Source organism: Streptomyces sp. BBFR51 (assembly GCF_044591655.1).
Taxonomy (GTDB): domain Bacteria; phylum Actinomycetota; class Actinomycetes; order Streptomycetales; family Streptomycetaceae; genus Streptomyces.
This window is the reverse complement of record NZ_CP172448.1, coordinates 5,019,986-5,039,356: the sequence shown is the minus strand read 5'-3', so window position 1 is coordinate 5,039,356 and position 19,371 is coordinate 5,019,986. Positions and strand designations below refer to the sequence as shown.

The 19,371-nt window shown below is 70.7% G+C and carries 23 protein-coding genes and 4 tRNA genes; 7 read left to right on the top strand and 20 right to left on the bottom strand.

The features are described from left to right. Positions 1-88: 88 nt before the first annotated feature. The 4 genes from rplK to ACGH7X_RS23105 all read right to left on the bottom strand — a co-directional run bounded on the left by rplK (position 89) and on the right by ACGH7X_RS23105 (position 2,119). Positions 89-523 carry a 50S ribosomal protein L11 gene (gene rplK / locus ACGH7X_RS23120; RefSeq protein WP_003974315.1) on the bottom strand — a complete coding sequence of 145 codons (435 nt, stop codon included), beginning with the start codon at positions 521-523 and terminating at the stop codon, positions 89-91. Between the two features lie 180 nt (positions 524-703). Beyond that, positions 704-1,570 carry a transcription termination/antitermination protein NusG gene (nusG, locus tag ACGH7X_RS23115; RefSeq protein ID WP_399887509.1) on the bottom strand — a complete coding sequence of 289 codons (867 nt, stop codon included), beginning with the start codon at positions 1,568-1,570 and terminating at the stop codon, positions 704-706. Between the two features lie 80 nt (positions 1,571-1,650). Further along, on the bottom strand, positions 1,651-1,938 hold the full coding sequence (gene secE / locus ACGH7X_RS23110) for a preprotein translocase subunit SecE (RefSeq protein ID WP_399887507.1): 288 nt from the start codon (positions 1,936-1,938) through the stop codon (positions 1,651-1,653). 108 nt (positions 1,939-2,046) lie between these two features. Further along, positions 2,047-2,119 (bottom strand) — tRNA-Trp (locus ACGH7X_RS23105). A 215-nt stretch (positions 2,120-2,334) separates the two neighbouring features. On the opposite strand from ACGH7X_RS23105, the gene ACGH7X_RS23100 reads away from it, so the two are divergent. Together ACGH7X_RS23100 and ACGH7X_RS23095 are read left to right on the top strand one after the other, a co-directional pair. Continuing rightward, positions 2,335-3,561, top strand: coding sequence for a pyridoxal phosphate-dependent aminotransferase (locus ACGH7X_RS23100; RefSeq protein WP_399887505.1), 1,227 nt, complete (start codon positions 2,335-2,337; stop codon positions 3,559-3,561). Positions 3,562-3,688: 127 nt separating this feature from the next. Beyond that, the gene (locus ACGH7X_RS23095) at positions 3,689-4,720 is read left to right on the top strand and encodes an adenosine deaminase (RefSeq protein ID WP_399887503.1); all 1,032 of its coding nucleotides are present in this window, start codon (positions 3,689-3,691) and stop codon (positions 4,718-4,720) included. Between the two features lie 125 nt (positions 4,721-4,845). Here the strand turns inward: ACGH7X_RS23095 and ACGH7X_RS23090 are convergent, their stop codons facing one another. Beyond that, positions 4,846-5,442, bottom strand: coding sequence for a TetR/AcrR family transcriptional regulator (locus ACGH7X_RS23090; RefSeq protein ID WP_399887501.1), 597 nt, complete (start codon positions 5,440-5,442; stop codon positions 4,846-4,848). 115 nt (positions 5,443-5,557) lie between these two features. Between ACGH7X_RS23090 and ACGH7X_RS23085 the strand changes: the two genes are divergently transcribed. Next, positions 5,558-6,190 carry an NAD(P)-dependent oxidoreductase gene (locus ACGH7X_RS23085; protein WP_399887499.1) on the top strand — a complete coding sequence of 211 codons (633 nt, stop codon included), beginning with the start codon at positions 5,558-5,560 and terminating at the stop codon, positions 6,188-6,190. A 100-nt stretch (positions 6,191-6,290) separates the two neighbouring features. Here the strand turns inward: ACGH7X_RS23085 and ACGH7X_RS23080 are convergent, their stop codons facing one another. The 9 genes from ACGH7X_RS23080 to ACGH7X_RS23040 form a co-directional block, all read right to left on the bottom strand. Beyond that, on the bottom strand, positions 6,291-7,346 hold the full coding sequence (locus ACGH7X_RS23080; protein ID WP_399887497.1) for a UDP-N-acetylmuramate dehydrogenase: 1,056 nt from the start codon (positions 7,344-7,346) through the stop codon (positions 6,291-6,293). An 80-nt stretch (positions 7,347-7,426) separates the two neighbouring features. Further along, positions 7,427-7,807 (bottom strand): DUF3291 domain-containing protein, encoded by a 381-nt coding sequence (locus ACGH7X_RS23075; RefSeq protein ID WP_399887495.1) that lies wholly within the window; start codon positions 7,805-7,807, stop codon positions 7,427-7,429. A 103-nt stretch (positions 7,808-7,910) separates the two neighbouring features. Beyond that, on the bottom strand, positions 7,911-9,395 hold the full coding sequence (locus ACGH7X_RS23070; RefSeq protein WP_399887493.1) for an MFS transporter: 1,485 nt from the start codon (positions 9,393-9,395) through the stop codon (positions 7,911-7,913). Positions 9,396-9,556: 161 nt separating this feature from the next. Then, positions 9,557-10,129 (bottom strand): TetR/AcrR family transcriptional regulator, encoded by a 573-nt coding sequence (locus ACGH7X_RS23065; RefSeq protein WP_399887491.1) that lies wholly within the window; start codon positions 10,127-10,129, stop codon positions 9,557-9,559. A gap of 172 nt (positions 10,130-10,301) precedes the next feature. Further along, positions 10,302-10,730, bottom strand: a complete 429-nt coding sequence (locus ACGH7X_RS23060; protein ID WP_399897273.1) for a MaoC family dehydratase — start codon at positions 10,728-10,730, stop codon at positions 10,302-10,304. Positions 10,731-10,749: 19 nt separating this feature from the next. Continuing rightward, positions 10,750-11,202, bottom strand: coding sequence for a MaoC family dehydratase N-terminal domain-containing protein (locus ACGH7X_RS23055; protein WP_399887489.1), 453 nt, complete (start codon positions 11,200-11,202; stop codon positions 10,750-10,752). 113 nt (positions 11,203-11,315) lie between these two features. Beyond that, on the bottom strand, positions 11,316-11,480 hold the full coding sequence (gene rpmG, locus ACGH7X_RS23050) for a 50S ribosomal protein L33 (protein WP_003948671.1): 165 nt from the start codon (positions 11,478-11,480) through the stop codon (positions 11,316-11,318). 91 nt (positions 11,481-11,571) lie between these two features. Further along, a tRNA-Met gene (locus ACGH7X_RS23045) sits at positions 11,572-11,644 on the bottom strand. 46 nt (positions 11,645-11,690) lie between these two features. Next, a tRNA-Thr gene (locus ACGH7X_RS23040) sits at positions 11,691-11,763 on the bottom strand. Positions 11,764-11,975: 212 nt separating this feature from the next. On the opposite strand from ACGH7X_RS23040, the gene ACGH7X_RS23035 reads away from it, so the two are divergent. Together ACGH7X_RS23035 and ACGH7X_RS23030 are read left to right on the top strand one after the other, a co-directional pair. Beyond that, complete coding sequence (locus tag ACGH7X_RS23035) at positions 11,976-13,271, top strand: hydrolase (protein ID WP_399887487.1); 1,296 nt, start codon at positions 11,976-11,978, stop codon at positions 13,269-13,271. 200 nt (positions 13,272-13,471) lie between these two features. Then, the gene (locus ACGH7X_RS23030) at positions 13,472-14,128 is read left to right on the top strand and encodes an NAD(P)H-binding protein (protein WP_399887485.1); all 657 of its coding nucleotides are present in this window, start codon (positions 13,472-13,474) and stop codon (positions 14,126-14,128) included. Positions 14,129-14,150: 22 nt separating this feature from the next. On the opposite strand, the gene ACGH7X_RS23025 is transcribed toward ACGH7X_RS23030, so the two are convergent. Beyond that, positions 14,151-14,369 carry a hypothetical protein gene (locus tag ACGH7X_RS23025; RefSeq protein ID WP_399887483.1) on the bottom strand — a complete coding sequence of 73 codons (219 nt, stop codon included), beginning with the start codon at positions 14,367-14,369 and terminating at the stop codon, positions 14,151-14,153. A gap of 137 nt (positions 14,370-14,506) precedes the next feature. Continuing rightward, positions 14,507-14,588, bottom strand: a tRNA-Tyr gene (locus ACGH7X_RS23020). A 235-nt stretch (positions 14,589-14,823) separates the two neighbouring features. Between ACGH7X_RS23020 and ACGH7X_RS23015 the strand changes: the two genes are divergently transcribed. Further along, entirely contained in the window at positions 14,824-15,312 is a 489-nt protein-coding gene (locus ACGH7X_RS23015; RefSeq protein ID WP_399887481.1) for a YajQ family cyclic di-GMP-binding protein, read from the top strand. 101 nt (positions 15,313-15,413) lie between these two features. Here ACGH7X_RS23015 and ACGH7X_RS23010 read toward each other — a convergent pair whose 3' ends face one another. Then, positions 15,414-15,680, bottom strand: a complete 267-nt coding sequence (locus ACGH7X_RS23010; protein ID WP_399887479.1) for a GlsB/YeaQ/YmgE family stress response membrane protein — start codon at positions 15,678-15,680, stop codon at positions 15,414-15,416. 139 nt (positions 15,681-15,819) lie between these two features. Here ACGH7X_RS23010 and ACGH7X_RS23005 point away from each other — a divergent pair, with 139 nt between their 5' ends. Further along, entirely contained in the window at positions 15,820-17,064 is a 1,245-nt protein-coding gene (locus ACGH7X_RS23005; RefSeq protein ID WP_399887477.1) for an APC family permease, read from the top strand. Between the two features lie 132 nt (positions 17,065-17,196). Here ACGH7X_RS23005 and ACGH7X_RS23000 read toward each other — a convergent pair whose 3' ends face one another. The 3 genes from ACGH7X_RS23000 to htpX all read right to left on the bottom strand — a co-directional run bounded on the left by ACGH7X_RS23000 (position 17,197) and on the right by htpX (position 19,143). Beyond that, positions 17,197-17,790: an SMI1/KNR4 family protein gene (locus tag ACGH7X_RS23000; protein ID WP_399887475.1), complete on the bottom strand. Its 594-nt coding sequence runs from the start codon at positions 17,788-17,790 to the stop codon at positions 17,197-17,199. A 76-nt stretch (positions 17,791-17,866) separates the two neighbouring features. Next, on the bottom strand, positions 17,867-18,283 hold the full coding sequence (locus tag ACGH7X_RS22995; RefSeq protein WP_399887473.1) for a YccF domain-containing protein: 417 nt from the start codon (positions 18,281-18,283) through the stop codon (positions 17,867-17,869). After that, positions 18,280-19,143 (bottom strand): zinc metalloprotease HtpX, encoded by an 864-nt coding sequence (gene htpX / locus ACGH7X_RS22990; RefSeq protein ID WP_399887471.1) that lies wholly within the window; start codon positions 19,141-19,143, stop codon positions 18,280-18,282. The genes ACGH7X_RS22995 and htpX overlap by 4 nt, the downstream gene beginning before the upstream one ends. Positions 19,144-19,371 lie beyond the last annotated feature (228 nt).

The following is a 19,371-nucleotide window of genomic DNA, read 5'->3' as shown; positions in this document are numbered from 1 at the left end:
TGAGGAGTCGTGGTGCGGGCCGAGCCGGCCCTGCCACACTGTCCTGACCTTGCGGCTGGCGCCGCGTGGCTGGCTTACGGGGTGGAGGTCAGCCCTCGACCGTGACGCCCATGGAACGAGCGGTACCGGCGATGATCTTCTCCGCCTGGTCCAGGTCGTTGGCGTTGAGGTCGGGCATCTTGGTGGTGGCGATCTCACGGACCTGGTCACGCGTGATCTTCGCGACCTTGGTCTTGTGCGGCTCGCCGGAGCCCTTCTCCACGCCCGCGGCCTTGAGGATCATCTTCGCGGCCGGCGGGGTCTTGGTGATGAAGGTGAAGGAGCGGTCCTCGTAGACCGTGATCTCCACCGGGATGACCCAGCCACGCTGCGACTCGGTCGCGGCGTTGTAGGCCTTGCAGAACTCCATGATGTTGACGCCGTGCTGACCCAGCGCGGGGCCGACCGGCGGAGCCGGGTTCGCGGCACCGGCCTGGATCTGGAGCTTGATGAGCCCCGTGACCTTCTTCTTCTTGGGAGGCATAGCTCTCCGGGTCCTTTCGATTCGGGTCCTGCCCGCGTTCGGGAGCTACCCGGACACAGGCATACCGCACAACGATAACGGGTATGGATGTGCGGCCAAAAACCGAGCAGGTCAGGCGACGCGCGAGCGTCCACCTGACCTGCTCGGAAGCAGTACGTCCAGAGGAGTACCGGTGGGGTACTAGTTCTTCTGGATCTGGTCGAAGCTCAGCTCGACCGGGGTCTCGCGGCCGAAGATCTCGACGAGGCCCTTGACCTTCTTCGAGTCGGCGTTGATCTCGTTGATCGTGGCCTGCAGCGTCGCGAACGGACCGTCGGTGACGGTGACCGAGTCGCCGACCTCGAAGTCCAGGACCTGGACCTCGACCTTGCGCTGCGGAGCCGGCTTGCCCTCGGCCTCGGCGGCCTCGCGGGCGGCCTTCTCCTCGGCCTCCGGGGCGAGCATCTTGACGATCTCGTCCAGCGTCAGCGGGTACGGGTCGTAGGCGTTGCCGACGAAGCCGGTGACGCCGGGGGTGTTGCGGACGACACCCCAGGACTCGTTGGTCAGGTCCATGCGGACCAGGACGTAGCCCGGCAGCTTGTTCTGACGGATCGTCTTGCGGTCGCCGTTCTTGATCTGGACGACCTCTTCCTGCGGCACCTCGGCCTGGAAGATGTAGTCCTCGACGTTGAGCGAGACGGCACGCTGCTCGAGGTTGGTCTTCACGCGGTTCTCGTAACCGGCGTAGGTGTGGATGACGTACCACTCGCCGGGGAGGACGCGCAGCTCCTGGCGGAGCTTGTCGATCGGGTCGAGCTCGGGCTCCTCGGCCGCGGGCTCGTCCGCCTCCGCTTCGGCCTCGCCGGCCTCCGCGTCGGCAGACTCCGCGGTCTCGTCCGCGTCCGCTTCCGCTTCCGCCGGCGCTTCCGCGACGACGGTGTCGTCGGCAGCCTCGGCCTCTGCGGAGGCCTCGGTGTCCTCGTTGTCGGCGCCCTCGACGGTGCCGAGCTCGTCCTCGACGGACTCGACCGGCTCGATGGCGTCGTTCACGTTCGGGTCAGACACTGTGGCTGCTTCTTCCTGGATACATAGGGGTGGAACACGCGAAAGGGGCGCCGGGTACCTCGGCGCCCTTCGCTCTCGACTCAGCCGAAGACGTACTTGGCGGCGTGAGAGAAGCCATAGTCAATCAGAGTCACCAGGCCGATCATGACGATCACGAAGATGATCACCACGGTGGTGTACGTCGTCAGCTGGTTGCGGCTGGGCCAGACAACCTTGCGAAGCTCCGCGACGATCTGGCGATAGAAGAGCGCGAGCCGCTTCAGCGGGCCCTTCTTGCCTCGCTTGCCGCCCTTGCGCGACTTCCTCTTGGAGTCGGGCGCCTCGTCCTGGGCATCAGGCATGTCGATGGAGCCCACGGCGTCCGTCACTCGTCCTCACCTGATTCCGGGTCGTGGCCGTGCCGCGCCCGGTTGGAGCCGCACGGCGGTGCATTGCTGTACGTACATGCGCACACATCCTGGCGAAGGTGTGTGTAGCAGGGCCGGAGGGACTTGAACCCCCAACCGCTGGTTTTGGAGACCAGTGCTCTACCAATTGAGCTACGACCCTTTGTGTGTCCCCCAACGTACCGCATCCGCCCGGATGCTTGGTGTGCACCGGATGATCGCGGGCCGCTGAAGGCCAACGAGGTGAGAGTGTACGTGTTCAGGGGCCGGGCGTCGAACAGAAAGGGGTTCCGGACTGTTGTTCTGGGCTCCGTCCCGTCCTGCCCAGTCCGTGAAACCCGTGTGCCGGGCCGGTTTCCGGTCTGGAACGATGGGGCCATGAGCGCTGCAACCCCTCCCACCGAGCGCCGGGTCTCCGCCCGCATCGGCGCGATCTCCGAGTCCGCGACCCTCGCCGTGGACGCCAAGGCGAAGGCCCTCAAGGCCGCCGGGCGTCCAGTGATCGGCTTCGGCGCGGGTGAGCCCGACTTCCCGACGCCGGACTACATCGTCGAGGCCGCCGTAGAGGCGTGCAAGAACCCGAAGTACCACCGCTACACACCGGCCGGCGGGCTGCCCGAGCTGAAGGCCGCGATCGCCGCGAAGACGCTGCGCGACTCCGGGTACGAGGTCGACCCGTCGCAGATCCTGGTCACCAACGGCGGCAAGCAGGCCATCTACGAGGCGTTCGCCGCGATCCTCGACCCGGGCGACGAGGTCATCGTCCCGGCGCCGTACTGGACGACGTACCCCGAGTCGATCCGGCTGGCCGGCGGTGTCCCGGTCGAGGTCGTCGCCGACGAGACGACCGGCTACCGGGTGAGTGTGGAGCAGCTGGAGGCCGCGCGTACGAAGAAGACGAAGGTCGTCCTCTTCGTGTCCCCGTCGAACCCGACGGGCGCCGTGTACAGCGAGGCCGAGACCGAGGCGATCGGCGCGTGGGCCGTCGAGCACGGTCTGTGGGTGCTGACCGACGAGATCTACGAGCACCTCGTCTACGGCGACGCCTTCTCCGTGTCCATGCCCGCGCTGATGCCCGAGCTGCGCGACAAGTGCATCGTGGTCAACGGTGTGGCGAAGACGTACGCGATGACCGGCTGGCGGGTCGGGTGGGTCATCGGCCCGAAGGACGTCGTCAAGGCCGCGACGAACCTCCAGTCGCACGCGACGTCCAACGTCTCCAACGTGTCCCAGGCGGCGGCGCTCGCCGCGGTCTCCGGCGACCTGGACGCCGTGGCGAAGATGCGGGAGGCCTTCGACCGGCGCCGCCAGACCATCGTCCGGATGCTCAACGAGATCGACGGCGTGCTGTGCCCGGAGCCCAAGGGCGCGTTCTACGCCTACCCGTCGGTGAAGGCGCTGCTCGGCAAGGAGATCCGCGGCAAGCGCCCGCAGGACTCGGTCGAGCTGGCCGCGCTGATCCTGGAGGAGGCCGAGGTCGCGGTGGTGCCGGGTGAGGCGTTCGGTACGCCCGGGTACCTGCGGCTGTCGTACGCGCTCGGGGACGAGGACCTCGTCGAGGGCGTGAGCCGGATCCAGAAGCTGCTGGCGGAGGCACGGGACTGACCGTCCTTCTTCCGGCCCGGGGTCACACCTCCACGTTGAGGTGTGACCCCTGCTTTGTTTGTGCGAGCAAGACCACGTACGGGGAAAGTGCTGTCGGGCCGGGCGTGTCGTGCGGCAGGATCACGGAATGGAGCGTGTACGTGATGTCTCTGAACTGCCGAAGGCCCATCTGCATCTGCACTTCACCGGGTCGATGCGGCCCACGACCCTGCTGGAACTGGCCGACAAGCACGGCGTGCGGCTGCCCGACACGCTGACCGACGCGCTGGGCCGCGGGGAGTCGCCCAAGCTGCGGGCGACCGACGAGCGGGGCTGGTTCCGCTTCCAGCGGCTGTACGACGCGGCGCGGTCGTGTCTGCAGGATCCCGAGGACATCCAGCGGCTGGTGCGGGAGGCCGCGGAGGAGGATGTGCGGGACGGGTCGGGCTGGCTGGAGATCCAGGTCGATCCGACGTCCTACGCACCGCGGCTTGGCGGGCTGATCCCGGCGCTGGAGATCATCCTGGACGCGGTGGAGACGACCGTGCGGGACACCGGGATCGGGATGCGGGTGCTGGTCGCCGCGAACCGGATGAAGCACCCCCTGGACGCGCGGACGCTGGCGCGGCTCGCGGTGCGGTACGCGGAGCGGGGCGTGGTCGGCTTCGGGCTGTCGAACGACGAACGGCGGGGCATGGCCCGTGACTTCGACCGGGCGTTCGCGATCGCGCGGGAGGGCGGGCTGCTGTCCGCGCCGCACGGGGGTGAGCTGACGGGTCCCGCGTCGGTGCGGGACTGCCTGGACGACCTGGAGGCGGACCGGATCGGGCACGGCGTGCGGGCGGCGGAGGATCCGCGGCTGCTGAAGCGGCTCGCCGACCGGCAGGTGACGTGCGAGGTGTGTCCGGCGTCGAATGTCGCGCTGGGCGTGTACGAGAAGCCGGAGGACGTGCCGCTGCGGAGGCTGTTCGAGGCGGGGGTGCCGATGGCTCTGGGCGCGGACGATCCGCTGCTGTTCGGGGCGCGGCTGGCCGCCCAGTACGAGATCGCGCGGGAACACCACGGGTTCACCGACGCGGAGTTGGCGGAGCTGGCGCGTCAGTCGGTGCGGGGGTCGGCCGCGCCGGAGGAGGTGAAGGGGAAGCTGCTGGCGGGGGTGGACGACTGGCTGACGGCATAGGCGCATGGGGGCACAGGGGCACAGGGGCACAGGCGGGTGAGGGATGCCTGCGGCGCCTGTGCGGGTTCGGTGGTGGGTCGGGCCGTACGCGGCTGACCCGCTCCGACCCCCGCCCGCGCACCGGGTCAGCGGAGTCCCGCGAGGAGCGTTCGGGACAGGCGGCGGGCGAACGCGTCGGCCGGCGGGCGTGCGCCGGTCGCCGTGGCGTCGTACGCGAACGCCCGCTGCGCGCAGGCCCCCAGCAGGAGTGACGCCGCCGCGAAGGTGTCCGCGTCGGCGGCGACCCGGCCCGCGGCCTGCTCGGCCCGCAGGTACGTGTCGAGGCCCTCGATGGGCAGGTGAGGGCCCGTGCCCAGCTCGCGCATCGCCTCGTCGTGCCGGCGCTTGAGCTGCGTCTGGGCGTACAGCGACGCGGCGATCGGGAAGCTCTGCTCGTAGAAGAGCGCCGCCTGGTGGGCGATCTCCGTGAGGTTGTCCTCGAGCGGGGCCCGTCCGGGCTCGGCCGTGAGGCCCCGCAGCAAGGGGGTCAGCCTCGGGAGCCGTTCGGAGAGGACCCGGATGAAGAGTTCCTCCTTGCTCGCGAAGTGCTTGTACAGCGCGGCCTCGGAGCAGTCGGCCACCCGCGCGATCTCCTTGGTGGTGGCACGGGCGAGCCCGACGGTCAGCATCAGCTCGTGGGCGGCGTCCAGGATGCGCTCCCGGGCCGGCTTGGCGGGCGGCATGGCTGCTCCAGTCGGGCTTGACGAGTGGGTGAGTACTTACTCACTCTAGAGGAGACGTGGGTGAGTGAGTACTCACCCACCCCGGCCGGCCAGGCCGTGTGGAAGGGAGTACGTCATGGAACTCACCGTGTTCGGTGCCACCGGGGGCATCGGTCAGGAGATCGTCCGGCAAGCGCTCGGCGCCGGGCATCGGGTCACGGCAGTCGTACGGGATCCGGCGCGGCTGCCCGTGGACGGGGAGCGCCTGGAGGTGTTCCGGGCGGACCTGGGCGACCCGGCGGCGGTGCGGTCCGCGGTGGCCGGGCGGGACGCCGTGCTGTCCGGGCTCGGCGCCCGCAGCCGCGCCGACGCCGGGGTCGGGACCAGGCTGACCCGTACGGTCCTCGGCGCGATGGAGGCGGAGGGCGTGCGCCGGCTGCTGGTCGTCAGCGCGGCTCCGGTCGGGCCGGAGCCGCAGGACGCGGGGCTGCTGGACCGGGCCGCGCGCCGTGTCGTCTCCGCCGTCCTCAAGGACGTCTACGCCGATCTGCGTGCCATGGAGGCGGAGATCGCGCGCAGCGCCACGGACTGGACCGCCGTCCGGCCGCCGCGGCTGCAGGACAAGCCGCTCTCCGGCCGGTACCGGACGGTGGTCGGCGGTTTTCCGTCCAAGGGGCGTTTCATCGGCCGCGCCGACGTCGCCCACGCGATGCTCGCCATGACCGAGGACACGGGGACGGTGAAGCAGGGCGTCGGGGTGGCCTACTGAGGGCCTGCGTCGCGGTTTGCGACCCGGCCTGCGTCCCGGCCTGCGCGGCCTGCGCGGCCTGCGCGGCCTGCGCGGCCTGCGCGGCCTGCGCGGCCTGCGGTCACAGGCTCACGCCGACCGTCACCGGTTCGTTGACCAGGGTGACGCCGAAGGCCTCCTGGACCCCGGCGACGACCTCGCGGGCCAGGGCGAGCAGATCCTCCGTGGTCGCCTCGCCGCGGTTGGTGAGGGCGAGGGTGTGCTTGGTGGAGATGCGGGCGGGGCCGGTGCCGTAGCCCTTGGTGAAGCCCGCCTTGTCGATCAGCCAGGCCGCGGAGGTCTTGACGCGGCCCTCGCCGGCCGGGAAGGCGGGCGGCTCCGCGGCGTCCCCGAGGCGCTCGGCCACGCGCGAGCGGAACGCGGCGAACTCCTCGTCCGTGAGGATCGGGTTGGTGAAGAACGACCCGGCCGACCAGGTGTCGTGGTCCTCGGGGTCCAGCACCATCCCCTTCCCCGCGCGCAGCTTCAGCACGGTTTCCCGGGCGGTCGTCAGCGGCACCCGGTCGCCCGCCTCGACGCCGAGGGCGCGGGCCGTCTCCGCATAACGCAGCGGCGCGGAGAGGCCGCCGGCGTCCTCCAGCGCGAAGCGGACCCGCAGGACGACGTACCGCTCGGGCTCGGCCTTGAAGCGGCTGTGGCGGTAGGAGAAGACGCAGTCGGCGGTGGAGAGGGAGACCGTCTCGCGGGACCTGCGGTCGTACGCGATCACCTCGGTGATCGTGGAGGACACCTCCTGGCCGTACGCGCCGACGTTCTGGATGGGCGTCGCGCCCGCCGAGCCGGGGATGCCGGCCAGGCACTCGACGCCCGCCAGTCCGGCCTCGACGGTGCGGGCGACGGCGTCGGTCCAGATCTCGCCGGCCGCCAGCTCCAGCGTGGTGCCGTCGAGGGTGAGGCCGCGGGTGGCGATGTGCAGGGCGGTGCCCTCGAAGCCCTTGTCGCCGATGACCAGGTTGGATCCGCCGCCGATCAGCAGCAGGGGCGTGCCGGTGTCGTCCGCCTCGCGGACGGCGGCGATCACCTCGGCGTCGGTCGTGGCCGTGACCAGCCGGGTCGCCGGTCCGCCCAGTCGGAAGGTGGTCAGCGGGGCGAGGGGAGCGTCGTGGAGTTCCTGCACGCGCTCAAGACTACGAGACGGCACTGACAGCGTCGGGCAGCGGGAAACGCCCCGGCCGGGCGGCGGGGGCGTTTCCCGGTTCATGTCAGGCGCTGCCGTACTTCGGCCCAGCTCACCGGCAGGTCGTCGCTCGACGCCGGCCAGGAGGCGAACTTCGCGTCCCGCATCTGTGCGGACAGGCCGCGGGAGGTCGGGGCGTGGGGGCCGGAGCGGGCGAACTCCTTGAGGGCCTCTGGCGACTCCCAGGCGGAGAGCGTCCAGAAGGTCCGCCGGAAGGGCTGCGCCTTCAGGGTGGCGCCGTAGGCTCCCGGCGCGTTCCCGACCTGCCGCCACACGCCGGGGGTGCGCGCCAGGAACTTGAGCGCTCCCCACAGGGTGCGGGTCTCGAAGCGGGAGGCGAAGACGTGGACCTCGGTGGCCTGCGGGGGCCGGTTCGGCACGGTCCAGGGAAGGGTGGGCATGTCGTGCTCCTCTCGTGTCCTGTGCGTTCCGTCTTGTGCCGTCTCGTTCGTCTCGTCTCGTCCTTTCCGACTCATTCCGTTTCGTTTGTTTTGTTTCGTTCGGTCAGTGCGTGGGCGGCTGCGCCGTCGTGGCGAGGGCCGGTTCCGGTGTCGGGGCCTGCTTCGCTCCCGGTGCGGGCGTGGTTCCCGTGCCGCCGGTTTGGCGGCGGGACGGGATCAGCAGGGCCGCGACGCCGCCGAGCGCCACCATCCCCGCGCCCACCGCGACCGCCGGCCGCAGTCCGTCGACGAAGGACTGCGAGGACTCGTAGCCGCCCTGGGCCGCGAAGATCGACGACATGACGGCGATACCGAGCGCGCCGCCCACCTCGCGCAGGGCGTTGTTGGCGCCGGACGCGATGCCCTGCTCCTTCGCCTTGACGCTTGACATCACCAGGGCGGAGGCGGGGGCGAAGTACAGCGCCATGCCGATTCCGCTGATGATCAGACCGGGCAGCTGGATCGCGTAGGAGGCGTCGGCCGTGATCACGGAGGCGAGGTAGCCGAGGCCGGCCGCCTGGAGGAAGAGTCCGGCGGCGACGACCGGGCGTCCTCCGATCCGGTCCGACAGGATGCCGGCGATCGGCGCGACCAGCATGGGCATGCCGGTCCAGGGCAGCATGCGCAGGCCCGCCTCGGTGGGCGAGTAGCCGAGCACACCCTGCATGTACTGGCTGAGCAGGAAGATCGAGCCGAACATCCCCAGGAACATCAGCAGGCTCGCCGCGTTGACGCCGGCGAAGGCACGCGAGCGGAACAGCCGCATGGGGAGCATGGGGTTCCTGGCGCGGGTGCTGTAGAGGACGAAGCCGACGAGCAGCGCGGCACCGGCGAACAGGGCCGTCAGCACCACGGCGCCGGTCCAGCCGTCCACGGGGCCACGGACCAGGCCGTACACGATGCCGAAGAGTCCACCGCTGGCGAGGAGGGTGCCGGGTATGTCGAGCGGGGCGCCGGTGCCGTGCGACTCGGCGAGGCGGAGGCGGGCGAGGGGCAGCAGGGCCAGTCCCAGCGGAACGTTCAGCCAGAAGATCCACTGCCAGGAGATGTGTTCGGTGAGGCTGCCGCCGACCAGCGGGCCGGAGGCCACGGCGAGCCCGTTGACGGCGCCCCAGATGCCGTACGCCATCCCGCGGCGTTCGGCGGGTACCGCGGCGGTCAGCAGGGTCAGCGTCAGCGGCATCATGATCGCCGCGCCGACGCCCTGGACCGCGCGGGCGGCGATGAGGGAGTCGATGCCCGGCGCCATGGCCGCGGCGGCGGAGGCGCCGGTGAAGACGGTGATGCCGACGAGGAAGAGCTTGCGCCGGCCGAAGCGGTCGCCGAGGGCCGCGCCGAACATCAGGAGGACGGCGAAGGTGAGCGTGTAGGCGCTCACCGTCCATTCCAGATCGTGCAGGGCCCCGCCGAGGTCCTCTCGGATGGAGGGCAGGGCGGTGGTGACGACGAGATTGTCCAGGGCCGCCATGAAACCGGCGACGCTGGTGATGACGAGGGCCCAGGCCGCTCCCCCGCCGCGTGAGTTCTGACGTGTGCCGAGCTGTGACATCTCTCCCCCAGAGGGTGTGCACTGGCCGTTGTGAGTGCGGTCGGTATGGTTGGTTCGGGCAGTTCAATTAGTGATCGATGACTAACTTTTGAAGGCAGACGGGAGCGACCACCGGTCGACCGATCCCGCATCTCCGCGTGCGCTCTTGCGCGCCTACACGCCTACGCGTCTTCCTCGTCACGCTGGATCGGCGCCGTAGGGGAGAGCCCTTCCCAGACCCGGTGCTCCGGCGGGAAGCCCATGCCGGACAGGGTGTTGATGAGCATGCCGTACGCCATGAAGCCGGTCGTCTCGTTGATGTCGCCGCCCAGGGGCAGGTGCACGGTGTCCCAGAGCTCCAACCAGCCCTTGCGCACCATCTCGCCGAACTCGTGGTCACCGGCGGCCTCGGCCGCGGCGACCGTGACGTAGACCTGCATCTGCATCTGCAGCTTTTCGGGCTCCTCGGCGATCAGCCGCCGGTAGGCCTCGGCCATGGATTGCAGGGCCTCCTCACCGTGCAGCCCCTCGGACGCCGACTCGAAGACGCGACGCGTGTCGCGCAGGCACCGTTCCGCCGCGGCGAGGAAGATCGCCTTCTTGCCCGGGAAGAGCCGGAAGAGGTACGGCTGGGAGACCCCCACCCGCTTGGCGATCGCCTCCGTGGAGGTGCCGTAGAAGCCACCCCGCGCGAACTCGCTCGTCGCCGCGCGAATGACGCTCTCGCGCCGTTCCTCTGCGCTCATCCTGACCATGGAAGTAAGTTAGTACTCAATCACTAACTTCGTCAAGGGCGGCTCCCGCACACACGGTTGCGCGGAGACGGGCGGGAGGAGCCGCGCAGCGGTAAGGGGCGTCCTCAATGGAGAACGCCCCTTACTCCGGCGATCCCACGTGTACGGAACAGACGGGGACCGAACGGGCCGGTCAGCCCAGTCGTACGACCGCCCGGGACATGCCGAGGACCTTCTGGCCGGCGCTGGTGGCCGTGAGGTCGACGCGGACGGTGTGGTCGTCGAGCTTGGCCGCCACCTTGCCGCTGACCTCGATCACGGCACCGCGGTCGTCGTCCGGGACGACGACGGGCCTGGTGAAGCGGACGCCGTACTCCACGACCGCGCCCGGGTCCCCGGTCCAGTCGGTGACGACGCGGATCGCCTCGGCCATGGTGAACATGCCGTGCGCGATGACGTCCGGCAGGCCGACCTCCTTGGCGAACCTCTCGTTCCAGTGGATCGGGTTGAAGTCGCCGGAGGCACCCGCGTACCGCACGAGCGTCGCGCGGTCCACCGGGAAGCTCCGCGCGGGCAGTTCGGTGCCGACCTCGACGTCGCTGTAGGCGACCTTCGCCGTCATGGGCTGCGTCATGGGGTGCTCACGCCTCCTCGGCCGCGCGGGCCACGAGCTTGGTCCAGGCGGTCACGACGTGCTCGCCGGCCTCGTCGTGGACCTCGCCGCGGATGTCCAGGATGTCGTTGCCGGCCATCGACTTGATCGCCTCGATGGTCGAGGTGACCGTGAGCCGGTCACCGGCCCGCACCGGGCGGGCGTAGGCGAACTTCTGGTCGCCGTGCACCACCCGGCTGTAGTCCAGGCCGAGCTGCGGGTCCTCGACGACCTGACCGGCCGCCTTGAAGGTGATCGAGAACACGAAGGTCGGCGGGGCGATCACGTCCGGATGGCCGAGCGCCTTCGCGGCCTCCGCGTCGGTGTACGCGGGGTTGGTGTCTCCCACCGCCTGAGCGAACTCACGGATCTTCTCCCGGCCCACCTCGTAGGGCACGGTCGGCGGATAGGTCCGCCCCACGAACGACTGGTCGAGCGCCATGGGCTCGCAACCTCCTGCTGCTGCTCTTCGTGACTGTGCCGACGAGTGGCTGTGACAACGACACGAGGCCGCCCCCAAACCTCGGGGACGGCCTCGTGTACGAGCCTGACTTTCTATCGCGTTTCGCGGTGCGCGGTGTGCGCGTTGCAACGCGGGCAGTGCTTCTTCATCTCCAGTCGGTCCGGGTTGTTACGCCGGTTCTTCTTGGTGATGTAGTTCCGCTCCTTGCACTCCACGCAGGCCAGCGTGATCTTCGGGCGGACGTCGGTGGCAGCCACGTGAGTGCACTCCTTGACGAACGGATTGATGGTATTAACGCAAGAAAGAGTAGCCGACTGAAGGACCGACCCCGCAATCGGCTACTGAGAGTAGCGGTGACCGGACTTGAACCGGTGACACAGCGATTATGAGCCGCTTGCTCTACCGACTGAGCTACACCGCTGTGATGCGATCGGGCCCCGCCTCGCGACGGGAACCTTTCACACCAGAGCCCCAAAACGGAATCGAACCGTTGACCTTCTCCTTACCATGGAGACGCTCTACCGACTGAGCTATTGGGGCGAGCGATGAAGACATTACACGGTCGCCCGCCGTTCGCCCAAATCCGTTTCGCCGCCCCTGCCCCGTCCCGTCCCGGCCGCTGCGGGAGGGCGGACCGCACCGGTACGACTATTGCGCTCCTCCGCGCCACGGGCTGATCACCGTCCTAGGCTCGACTCACTCTGCGTGATCTTGCGTCCCCCACTGCGCAGCCCCGAGCCCAGAGGAGCGCGATGCCCGACAGCCAGCCGCAGCCGCCCCACTCGCCCTCCCCCTCGGGCCCCGCCGACCGCGGCTCGCTCCTGCTCTGCGGGGCGCGGCTCACCGACGGCCGGACCGTGGACGTACGGCTGTGCGGCGGCCGTATCGAGGCGGTCGGCACGGCCGGCAGCCTGACCCCGGGCCGCACTCCGGGTCCCGGCACCCGCCTGGACCTCGGCGGTTACCTGCTCCTCCCCGCCCCCGCCGATCCCCACGTCCACGCCGACACGGCGCTGACGGCCGACGCCCCCGGGCCCGTCTCCTACGACCCCGAGGACGTCCAGCGCCGGGCCACCGAGGCCGCCCTGCTCCAGCTGGGGCACGGGGCCACCGCGCTACGGGCGCACGTTCGGGTGGGCGACGTCGCGGGGCTGGGTGCGCTGACCGCCGTACTGCGGGCCCGGCGCTCGCTGCGCGGGCTCGCCGAACTGACCGCGGTGGCCATGCCGAGGGTCCTGACCGGGCTGGCCGGGGCCGACGGGCTGGCGATGCTGCGGGACGCGCTCAAGATGGGCGCGGACGTGGTGGGCGGGTGTCCCGACCTGGACCCCGATCCGACGGGGTACGTGGAGGCGGTCCTGGAGGTCGCCGCCGAGCACGGCTGCCCGGTCGACCTGCACACGGACGCCGCCGACCCGGCACGGCTGGCCCGCCTGGCGGCGATGGCGGGCGGGCTGCGTCCCGGCGTGGCCCTCGGCCCCTGCGACGGCCTGGGCCGGCTGCCCGCCGAGCTGGTCTCCCGGGCCGCGGACCAGCTCGCGGCGGCCGGAGTGACGGTGGTCTGCCTGCCGCAGGGCGCCTGCGGCGCCGTGGAGCTTCCCGACGGCACCGCTCCGGTACGGCTGCTGCGGGCGGCCGGGGTGCGGGTCGCCGCCGGGAGCGGTGCGCTGCGGGACGTGTCCAACCCGGTCGGGCGCGGGGACCCCCTGGAGGCGGCGTACCTGCTGGCCTCCCGACACGGGCTGCACCCCGAGGAGGCGTACGACGCGGTGAGCGCGGCGGCCCGGGCGGCCATGGGTCTGCCCGAGGTGCGGGTGGAGGCGGGCTTCCCGGCGGAACTCGTCGCCGTACGCGGGGACCGGCTGGCGGGCGCGCTCTCCCTGGCGTACAGCCGTCTTGTGGTGCACCGGGGGCGCGTGGTGGCGCGGACCAGCGCGGTACGGGAGTACGGCGACTCGACCACCGCGGCGGACCTGGGGCTGCCCCGGCAGGGGCGTGGCGGACAGGGGCGGCGCGGCGGGCGGGGCGGGCCCGGGGACATCGCCTGAGGAGCGGCGGGGCGGGGGCCGGAGACTCGGCCCGGCCGGGCACCCGCGGCGTGCTCGCGCTTGCATCGCTCCCGGTCTTCGGGGGCTCATGCCGTACCGACGGAGAGCGGTGAGCCGCGAAGGTGAGTCGCGAAAGTGGTGCGGCGTGGGCGGCCGAAGTCGTGCGGCGCGGGCGGCCGTCGGGGCGTACGGTCGAAGACATGCGCATTGTCATCGCTGGTGGTCATGGTCAGATCGCGCTGCGGCTCGAGCGGTTGCTCGCCGCGCGCGGTGACGAGGTGGCGGGCATCATCCGCAAGGCCGAGCAGGCCGACGATCTGCGTGCGGCCGGCGCCGAACCGGTCGTGCTGGACCTGGAGTCGGCCTCGGTCGAGCAGGTGGCGGAACGGCTGCGGGGCGCGGACGCGGCGGTCTTCGCGGCCGGTGCGGGCCCCGGAAGCGGGGTGTCCCGCAAAGACACGGTGGACAAGGCGGCGGCGGTCCTCTTCGCGGACGCGGCGGTCCGGGCGGGCGTGCGGCGCTTCGTGATCGTGTCGTCCATGGGCGCCGACCCCGGGCACCGGGGGGACGAGATCTTCGACGTCTACCTGCGTGCCAAGGGCGAGGCCGACGCGTACGTGGGTTCGCTGGACGCGTTGGACTGGACGATCCTGCGCCCCGGCGCCCTGACGGACGACGCGGGCACGGGCCTCGTCCGTCTGGAGGCGCACACCGGCCGCGGCCCCGTTCCGCGCGACGACGTCGCCGCCGTCCTGGCGGAGCTGGTCGACACCCCGGCCACGAACGGCCTGACGCTGGAGCTGATCAGCGGTTCGACGCCCGCTTCGGTGGCGGTGAAGTCGGTGGCCGGGAACTGAGGGCGGCGCGGGTCACGACCGGTCAGAACAGGGGCAGCTGTCCGGGGAACTCGGGGACGACGTACCCGTCCAAGGACGGCTGCGCCGCTCCGAGTTGCGCCGGCCGACGCGAACCGGGACAGGAGACCAGCTCACCGCTCCCCCGCACACCGGGCGGGTCATGGCGCGCGTAACGCCCCGCGACGACGGCGATCTCGCGACGGCACTCGGGGCAGTTTCTGCGACGGGAGGACGAGGCCATGGCACCAGTCTGCCCGCCGGGCGCAAGCCATGAGCCGCGCCCCTCGGCCCCCTGTCGGGCCCGACCCCTGGCCGGCGCATGACGAAGGCCCCGCGACCTGCTGTTCGGGCAGGTCACGGGGCCCTTTCGTTCCCGTGTGGCGGCGCCAGGATTCGAACCTGGGAAGGCTGAGCCGGCAGATTTACAGTCTGCTCCCTTTGGCCGCTCGGGCACACCGCCGGGGTTCGCTGCCCGTTGAACCGCTTTTGGGCGGTGCTCCGTGGCAACGACGTAAACGATACCTGATGCGGAGGGGTGCTTCGCCACCCGATTGATCGCCGCTCGGGGCGCGGCGGGTGGCTAGGCTTGTCCGGATGCGGCCGAGGACCCCGCGGGGCACGGCGGCCGCCGATGTATGCCGGTACGGACCCGATACGCGGCCCGACACGCACCCAGATACAAGGAGCCACAGGACATGGCCGACTCCAGTTTCGACATCGTCTCGAAGGTCGAGCGGCAGGAGGTCGACAACGCCCTCAACCAGGCCGCCAAGGAGATCTCTCAGCGCTACGACTTCAAGGGCGTGGGGGCCTCGATCTCGTGGTCCGGGGAGAAGATCCTCATGGAGGCCAACTCCGAGGACCGGGTGAGCGCCGTCCTCGACGTCTTCCAGTCCAAGCTGATCAAGCGGGGCATTTCGCTGAAGGCTCTGGACGCGGGCGAGCCCCAGCTCTCCGGCAAGGAATACAAGATCTTCGCGTCGATCGAGGAGGGCATTTCCCAGGACAACGCGAAGAAGGTGGCCAAGCTCATCCGCGACGAGGGCCCCAAGGGCGTGAAGGCCCAGGTGCAGGGCGAGGAGCTGCGGGTCTCCTCGAAGAGCCGGGACGACCTGCAGACCGTGATCTCCCTGCTCAAGGGCCAGGACTTCGACTTCGCACTGCAGTTCGTGAACTACCGGTGACCTGCTGAGCCGACGGGGCAGTGGCGGCGTGCAGGACTCCGTTGACGAGGAAGGGTGGGCACCGACGGTGCCCACCCTTCTCGTCTGCGGTCCGCGCGCGTTCAGTTGCGCGAGTTGCCGAACAGCAGCCGGTAGGCGACCAGGAGCACCAGGGAGCCGCCGATCGCCGACGCCCAGGTGGCACCGTCGTAGAAGTCCTTGCTGATCGGGTGGTCCAGCCAGCGCGCCGATATCCAGCCGCCGATGAACGCGCCCGCGACGCCGATGAGAGTGGTGCCTATGAACCCTCCCGGGTCGCGGCCCGGCAGCAGGAACTTGGCGATGGCTCCGGCCAACAGTCCGAGGATGATCCAGCTGATGACGGTCATGCCGTGATCCTGCCCTTTCTCACTGTGCCCGCACTGTCCCAGTGCTGTGGGCATCTTCCTCCGCGGTGTTCATGTCCTCTTGGTGGGGAGGACGTTCCGACCGCGCCCGATGGTTGCGCTGATCAGTATGGTGCGACCCATGACACCTGCGGGTTCGGCGCTGTGTCGCACGCTCGGCGTGGGCGATGCCGTCGTCGTGGGTCTCGGTTCGATGATCGGCGCCGGCGTCTTCGCCGCCCTGGCACCCGCGGCGCGCGCCGCCGGGTCGGGGCTGCTCCTGGCCCTCGCCCTGGCAGCCGTCGTCGCCTACTGCAACGCCATGTCCTCGGCGCGGCTGGCCGCCCGGTATCCGGCCTCGGGTGGCACGTATGTCTACGGGCGGGCGCGGCTCGGTGATTTCTGGGGGTATCTCGCGGGCTGGTCGTTCATCGTCGGGAAGACGGCCTCCTGTGCTGCCATGGCGCTCACCGCGGGCGCATACGTCTGGCCGGAGCAGGCGCACGTGGTGGCGGTCGGGGCCGTGGTGGCGCTGACCGCGGTGAACTACGGCGGGATTCAGAAATCCGCCCGGGTTACGCGGGTGATCGTGGCGGTGGTCCTCGCCGTCCTCGCTTCCGTGGTGGTGGTGTGTCTGGGGTCGGGACGGGCCGGCTCCGGGCGGCTGGGCGTCGGCTTGTCGGGCGGCACCGGCGGGCTGCTGCAAGCGGCCGGCCTGCTGTTCTTCGCGTTCGCGGGGTACGCCCGCGTCGCGACCCTCGGTGAGGAGGTGCGGGATCCGCGGCGCACGATTCCTCGCGCGATCCCGCTGGCCCTCGGCATCACGCTGGCGGTGTACGGGTGTGTGGCGGTGGCGGTCCTCTCCGTGCTGGGCCCGGGCGGTCTGGGTCAGGCGACGGCGCCGCTGGCCGACGCGGTACGGGCGGCCGGGCTGCCGGGGCTGGCGCCGGTCGTGCGGGTGGGCGCCGCCGTGGCCGCGCTGGGCTCTCTGCTGGCACTGATCCTGGGCGTTTCACGGACGACGCTGGCCATGGCCCGGGACCGTCACCTGCCACGGGTGCTGGCCGCGGTGCATCCGCGTTCTCAGGTACCGCACCGGGCGGAGGCGGCCGTGGGCGCGGTGGTCGCGGTCCTGGCGGCCACGGTGGACGTACGTGGGGCGATCGGCTTCTCCTCCTTCGGTGTGCTGGCGTACTACGCCGTGGCCAACGCGTCGGCCTGGACGCTCGAGCCGTCCAGGGCGTCGCGGGTCGTACCGGCGCTGGGGCTGATCGGGTGTGTGGTGCTCGCGTTCTCGCTTCCGGTGGTGTCGGTCGTCGTGGGTGTGGGTGTGCTGGCGGTGGGTGTGGTGGTGTACGGGGTGCGGGGGCAGCAGGTTTCGCGGTAGGCGGCGACCCTGGACGGGGCGCACACCGACGCCCGCCGCTCGTCGGCATCCCGGCCGTGGGCGGGCGCGCCGACCCCGGGCCGCTCGTCGGCACCCGTCGTCTTCCGGTGGGCGTGGGCTCGGCCGGTTGTCTCAGGACGCCTGTGCGGGCGCCTTGTCCGTCGTACCGGGCCGTCTCCCGGCGCGTATGGGGAAGTCGGCCCACGGGGTCGGCTCCGGCCCCTCGTTGGCCTCCTCGTACCAGCCCGTGCCGTCGACCCAGGCGCGCAGCCAGTCGGTGAGGCTCGGGGCGTCGACGTACCAGGCGTGGTCGGCATCGCCGGCGTTGGGCTCGAAGAGGAGGACGGTGGCCTGCGGGGAGCGGCAGTCGACGCACGCGTACATCGCGCAGCCCCAGTGGGATATCGGCAGGACGCCCTCGGGCCACGGCCACTGCGGGTCCTTGATGGCGCTCTCGCGGTTGGCGAGGTACTGGGCGACGGCGGCGGGCTCGCCCGAGGGCGGGTTGTCGAGCAGGGGCAACAGACCGTAGTCCGGGCCGAATCCGCCGTCCCCTATGCGCAGGTACAGCTCGGTGAGCAGCGAGGGGAGTGGGAAGCCCAGGGCGGCCTCGGCGCGGGCCGGTGTCGCCACGTCCACGGGCTCCGGCAGGGAGGCCCAGCCCCACGGGCGGGTGCTCCGCGCTTTGGCGGCCACCCGTTCCAGCAACTGCTCGTTCTCGGTCATGTGTTCATGATGCAGGGCGTCACTGACATCCGGGTGGGCCTGTGGACAACCCGGAAGTTGTGGACAACGACGGCTCTTACCAGCCGGTTCGCTGGGTGGGGCCGGCAGCCGTGAACGGCTGGTCCGTGCGCACGATCTCGCGCCCCATCGGAAGCAGGGACACGGGGATCAGCTTGAAGTTGGCGATGCCGAGCGGGATACCGATGATCGTGACGCACAGCGCGATGCCGGTGACGATGTGGCCGAGGGCCAGCCACCAGCCCGCGAGGACGAGCCACAGCACGTTTCCGATGCAGGAGGGTGCTCCGGCGTCGCGGCGCTCGACCGCCGTGTACCCGAAGGGCCACAGTGCGTAGACACCGATACGGAACGCCGCGATGCCGAACGGGATTCCGATGATCGTGATGCAGAGCAGCGCGCCGGCGAACAGGTAGCCGAGGAACAGCCAGAAGCCGCTGAGCACGAGCCAAACGACGTTGAGAATGGTCTTCACTGCTGACGACCTGCCATCTTTTCGAGTCGGGCGATTCGCTCCGCCATCGGCGGGTGGGTGGAGAACATCTTCGAGAGCCCCTGTCCCGGGCGGAAGGGGTTGGCGATCATCATGTGACTGGCGGTCTCGATCCGGGGTTCGGGTGGCAGCGGGAGCTGCTTCGTGCCCGTTTCCAGTTTGCGCAGGGCGCCGGCGAGGGCGAGCGGGTCTCCGGTGAGCTGGGCGCCGGAGGCGTCGGCCTCGTACTCCCGCGAGCGACTGATCGCCAGTTGGATGACGGTGGCCGCGAGTGGTCCGAGAAGCATGATGAGGAGCATGCCCAGCAGGCCCGGCCCGTCGTCGTCGTTGGACCGTCCGACGGGGATCAGCCAGGCGAAGTTGACCAGGAACATGATCACGGAGGCGAGGGCGCCGGCCACGGAGGAGATCAGGATGTCGCGGTTGTAGACATGGCTGAGTTCGTGCCCGATGACACCGCGCAGCTCGCGCTCGTCGAGCAGGCGCATGATGCCCTCGGTACAGCACACGGCCGCGTTGCGCGGGTTGCGGCCCGTCGCGAAGGCGTTCGGCGCCTCCGTCGGCGAGATGTACAGGCGGGGCATCGGCTGGCGGGCCTGGGTGGAGAGCTCGCGCACCATGCGGTAGAGCGCCGGGGCCTCGAACTCGCTCACCGGACGGGCGCGCATCGCGCGCAGCGCGAGCCTGTCGCTGTTCCAGTACGCGTACGCGTTGGTACCCAGGGCGACGAGGACGGCGACGACGAGCCCCGCTCGGCCGAAGAAGCTGCCGATGACGATGATGAGCGCGGACAGTCCCCCGAGGAGGACCGCGGTCCTGAGCCCGTTGTGCCGGCGGTGCACGGTACGCCCTCCAAGTGGTGCAGCAGGGGAACCCTTTGCTTGCTGGTCTCGCTCGCTGTCGGTCGCTTGCTGGTCTCCGGTGCCACCGGTGCCGTGGCGACACGTCCAGTGGACCCTTCCGTACTGGTCAACGCCAGGCGAGGGTCACCAGTTCCCCGGCGCCCGGCGCGGGGGCGCGTGGTCCGTACGGGTGACGGCCGCAGCGGGCGTCACGCGCGCGTGGCGGCC

Coding starts and splice junctions, on each gene's coding strand:
- rplK (WP_003974315.1), bottom strand. CDS start 523: ATGCCTCCCAAGAAGAAGAAGGTCACGGGGCTCATCAAGCTCCAGATC.
- ACGH7X_RS23100 (WP_399887505.1), top strand. CDS start 2,335: ATGAGCGCTGCAACCCCTCCCACCGAGCGCCGGGTCTCCGCCCGCATC.
- ACGH7X_RS23095 (WP_399887503.1), top strand. CDS start 3,689: ATGGAGCGTGTACGTGATGTCTCTGAACTGCCGAAGGCCCATCTGCAT.
- ACGH7X_RS23090 (WP_399887501.1), bottom strand. CDS start 5,442: ATGCCGCCCGCCAAGCCGGCCCGGGAGCGCATCCTGGACGCCGCCCAC.
- ACGH7X_RS23085 (WP_399887499.1), top strand. CDS start 5,558: ATGGAACTCACCGTGTTCGGTGCCACCGGGGGCATCGGTCAGGAGATC.
- ACGH7X_RS23075 (WP_399887495.1), bottom strand. CDS start 7,807: ATGCCCACCCTTCCCTGGACCGTGCCGAACCGGCCCCCGCAGGCCACC.
- ACGH7X_RS23070 (WP_399887493.1), bottom strand. CDS start 9,395: ATGTCACAGCTCGGCACACGTCAGAACTCACGCGGCGGGGGAGCGGCC.
- ACGH7X_RS23065 (WP_399887491.1), bottom strand. CDS start 10,129: ATGGTCAGGATGAGCGCAGAGGAACGGCGCGAGAGCGTCATTCGCGCG.
- ACGH7X_RS23060 (WP_399897273.1), bottom strand. CDS start 10,730: ATGACGGCGAAGGTCGCCTACAGCGACGTCGAGGTCGGCACCGAACTG.
- ACGH7X_RS23055 (WP_399887489.1), bottom strand. CDS start 11,202: ATGGCGCTCGACCAGTCGTTCGTGGGGCGGACCTATCCGCCGACCGTG.
- ACGH7X_RS23035 (WP_399887487.1), top strand. CDS start 11,976: ATGCCCGACAGCCAGCCGCAGCCGCCCCACTCGCCCTCCCCCTCGGGC.
- ACGH7X_RS23030 (WP_399887485.1), top strand. CDS start 13,472: ATGCGCATTGTCATCGCTGGTGGTCATGGTCAGATCGCGCTGCGGCTC.
- ACGH7X_RS23025 (WP_399887483.1), bottom strand. CDS start 14,369: ATGGCCTCGTCCTCCCGTCGCAGAAACTGCCCCGAGTGCCGTCGCGAG.
- ACGH7X_RS23015 (WP_399887481.1), top strand. CDS start 14,824: ATGGCCGACTCCAGTTTCGACATCGTCTCGAAGGTCGAGCGGCAGGAG.
- ACGH7X_RS23010 (WP_399887479.1), bottom strand. CDS start 15,680: ATGACCGTCATCAGCTGGATCATCCTCGGACTGTTGGCCGGAGCCATC.
- ACGH7X_RS23005 (WP_399887477.1), top strand. CDS start 15,820: ATGACACCTGCGGGTTCGGCGCTGTGTCGCACGCTCGGCGTGGGCGAT.
- ACGH7X_RS23000 (WP_399887475.1), bottom strand. CDS start 17,790: ATGACCGAGAACGAGCAGTTGCTGGAACGGGTGGCCGCCAAAGCGCGG.